The following is a 3,138-nucleotide window of genomic DNA, read 5'->3' on the forward strand; positions in this document are numbered from 1 at the left end:
TACGAATCTTCTGATCCAACTCTTCAACCGACAAATGCCTCTCAACATAAACCTTTTTCCCAGCCATAAATTAAATTATAACGATCATAGTATAAAAACATTTGCACAGCACTATAGTTTCTCTGCCACATTATCATTTTAAAATATTAGTTTTTAAAGTAAATGTTATCTCAAAGGGATTAACCAGTTTAAACCATTATTTCACTGATCCCAAAGAAATATAAAATTGTAGATAAATAAAGATTTAAGTAACTCAATTGAGATGATTTTCAGGTGGATTATGAAATTAATTGCAGATAGTTTTAATAAGAGTTTTTCTGGTTGGATGATAACTTTACCAGAAGAAGACCTTAATGCCCGGCGTAGTGGCCATATCAATAAAGAGGGCTGGCTGATTCAGTACTGTTTTGGAAAAGACAAAACTGGTAAATACATGGATTATTACGCCACTAATAGGTGGTATGGGGATTCACATGTACGTATCTATGCAGACGGCACAGAAAAAGAGTTTCCAGTTCTTCTTGACTTCCATTTAACCAGTGATGACTCTGTAGAAGATAAGCGACTGGAAAATGAATTCTATGAGCGTAATCGTAAAGTAGCAAAGATGTTGATTGAAAAGGGATTCGATAGATTCACCATCAACATGGCTTTAAGTGTGTGGCCAGTTAAAGACTCAAAAAAGGAGTAATCATGCAATCCATTAATGCTCATGTGAGATCACCTAAAACAAAAAATTAGGGGATGATATTAAAATGAAGGATAAACAGCCGTTTATTAACGAATGGAAAGAATTATATTCTGCAGCAATAGAATTTAAGAAATTAAAACCATGGGATTGGATGTGGGATTCCGATATATTCGGAGTTCAAAACCCGGGCACTGGTGAAATTGGTTATTGCTGCATAATGGGAAGATCAGGCGAACATTTCGCCCTGGGGGTATATCTGGGCAGTGAAGGATTGGAGGAGTTGTTACGAATATTATCTGGAGAAAAAATCCTTCCTGATGAACCTCTTGGGCTTCTTAATCAAAAATGTCTCATGGCTTCATTTGAAAACAGAGAATATATAGAAAAGCGTGATTATGAAATAATCAGAAAACTGGAGTTAAGATTCAGGGGGAAGAATGAATGGCCATTGTTTAGAAGTTATCTGCCGGGACATCTTCCATGGTATTTAAACAGTGGAGAAGTACAGTTTCTGACCATTGCACTTCAGCAGGCAATTCATGTTTGTAATCGTTTTAAAAATGATCCAGAGATGCTTGTTCCCCCTTCAGCTTCTGAAATATTAGTTCGAGTGCCATTAAAAGAAAATGGCCTTAAATGGAGAAATGAATGGATAGAACCCTCTGAAATAGATGAAAAGTTGGAGGAAATATTAATTGGGTCTGTGGATGAAGATGCTGTTGAAGAACTCCAGAAATTGAAGCGTCATGGAATCTGGGAAGCTGATTTCTTTTATTTTCATGAGGCTGTTCAGGATGGCCCCGAAGAAAGGCCATACTTTCCCTACATAATTTTATGGGCCGAAAGAGACACTGAACTCATTTTAAACACCGAAGTAGTGAACCCGAAAGAGTGGGTGAGTGTTTTTTCAATTCAATTGCAGAAAAATGTTGAAAACACCGGATCATTACCCACTGAAATTATTGTTAAGAAAAAAGAACTTTTCACTTTCCTTGAACCTATGGCTTCTAAACTTGGAATTAAATTGACCTTAGCTTCTAATTTGAAATTAATAGACAGAATAAAAAAAGATATGCAGGATGTTCCAGTGGATGATGAGGATAAGATGTTGGAGGCTGTGATGGAACTTATGATGGAAGATGAATCATTCCAGGCCATGGTTGAGGATGGATCACTTGATGATCTAATAAAAAAGGGATCGATACGTGATTTACTGAAAGATGAATTAATTCAATCCGTAATATGGAGAAAAAGAAGAGAATATGACACGATTAAAGAGAATGAATACGACCCTGGGCAAACCACATTATTTGATTACAACAACTCCAGTCCGGATGAAGGAGAATACATAGACAGGGAACGGGAAGTTGTGAATGATTATCATAATTTAATCCAGGAAGAACCTGGAATACCTAAATTAAAAGTGGAATTAAAGAAGCTGATTAAAAAAGACCCTGATTTTTTTGACTCCTATTTAACGCTCTTTAAGATTTTACAGAGTGAGGGCAGACAAAAAGAAGCAGAGAAATTGCTGGACGAAGCCTATAAAAGAGCAATAAACCTGATAACTGATAAGAAAGGTGAATGGCCAGACTTACTGGAGTGGGGATGGGTGGAAAACAGGCATATCATCAGTATCATTCTAAATAAGGCTGTTTTGTTGTGGAAATCCTCAAAAACAGATGATGCTCTGGATTTATTCAGAAAACTCTTAAAATCAAATCCTGGTGATAATGCAGGTGCACGTAATTACATTCTGGCCATTAGAATGAAAATGAGCTTTAAAAAATTTGAAAAACGGTTTAATAAAGGTGGTTTTTATGATTCCCACTTAAGTGACTGGTTTGAAAAAAATTACAGGAAGTTTCCTGATGAGTTTGACTGGTGGGATAAAGCCACTGAGGAATATAGATAGCTATATTTCAATCGATTTACTAACGAGAGATATAAATGAAATTATCTAAAGAAGATGTGGAATTATTTTATAAGTTTTACCATTCATTGTGGTTGCTAACAGGAAGCTTAATAACGATGCTGATGTATTGAGGTTCTATTTAAAAAGTGAACGTAACCGGGAATTTTACGGGGGAGAAATAGACGCTCTTATCAATAAGGACCAAGAGCTTCTTAAGGTCTACCATCAGGAAATGGGAAAGGTTCATACCAGGAGATATGGGCGACAGCCGTCGAACACTTCGTGTTCGGGGCCCCAAAATCGTGGATTTTGTGGGTTTTTGAAAGTTTCATGAGATAACATAAAAATTTAATAACATGACTTAAAGAATAATTAAGGAAGAATACAAAAAATAAGAGATCTTTTGAAGTCAAATTATAGTGCTGTGCAAATGTTTTTATACTATGATCGTTATAATTTAATTTATGGCTGGGAAAAAGGTTTATGTTGAGAGGCATTTGTCGGTTGAAGAGTTGGATCAGAAGATTCGTAG

Annotated in this window: 2 protein-coding genes; both read left to right on the forward strand. The window is 35.9% G+C overall.

All coding sequences use genetic code 11. The features are described 5' to 3' along the window. The first annotated feature begins 280 nt into the window (after nt 1–280). Nucleotides 281–691, forward strand: coding sequence for a hypothetical protein (locus PQ963_10695; GenBank protein MEN4030126.1), 411 nt, complete (start codon nt 281–283; stop codon nt 689–691). A 64-nt stretch (nt 692–755) separates the two neighbouring features. Continuing rightward, the gene (locus PQ963_10700) at nt 756–2,606 is read left to right on the forward strand and encodes a hypothetical protein (GenBank protein MEN4030127.1); all 1,851 of its coding nucleotides are present in this window, start codon (nt 756–758) and stop codon (nt 2,604–2,606) included. The last annotated feature ends 532 nt before the right edge of the window (nt 2,607–3,138 follow it).

Origin of the sequence: Methanobacterium sp., assembly GCA_039666455.1 — an archaeon.
Classification (GTDB): Archaea; Methanobacteriota; Methanobacteria; order Methanobacteriales; family Methanobacteriaceae; genus Methanobacterium_D.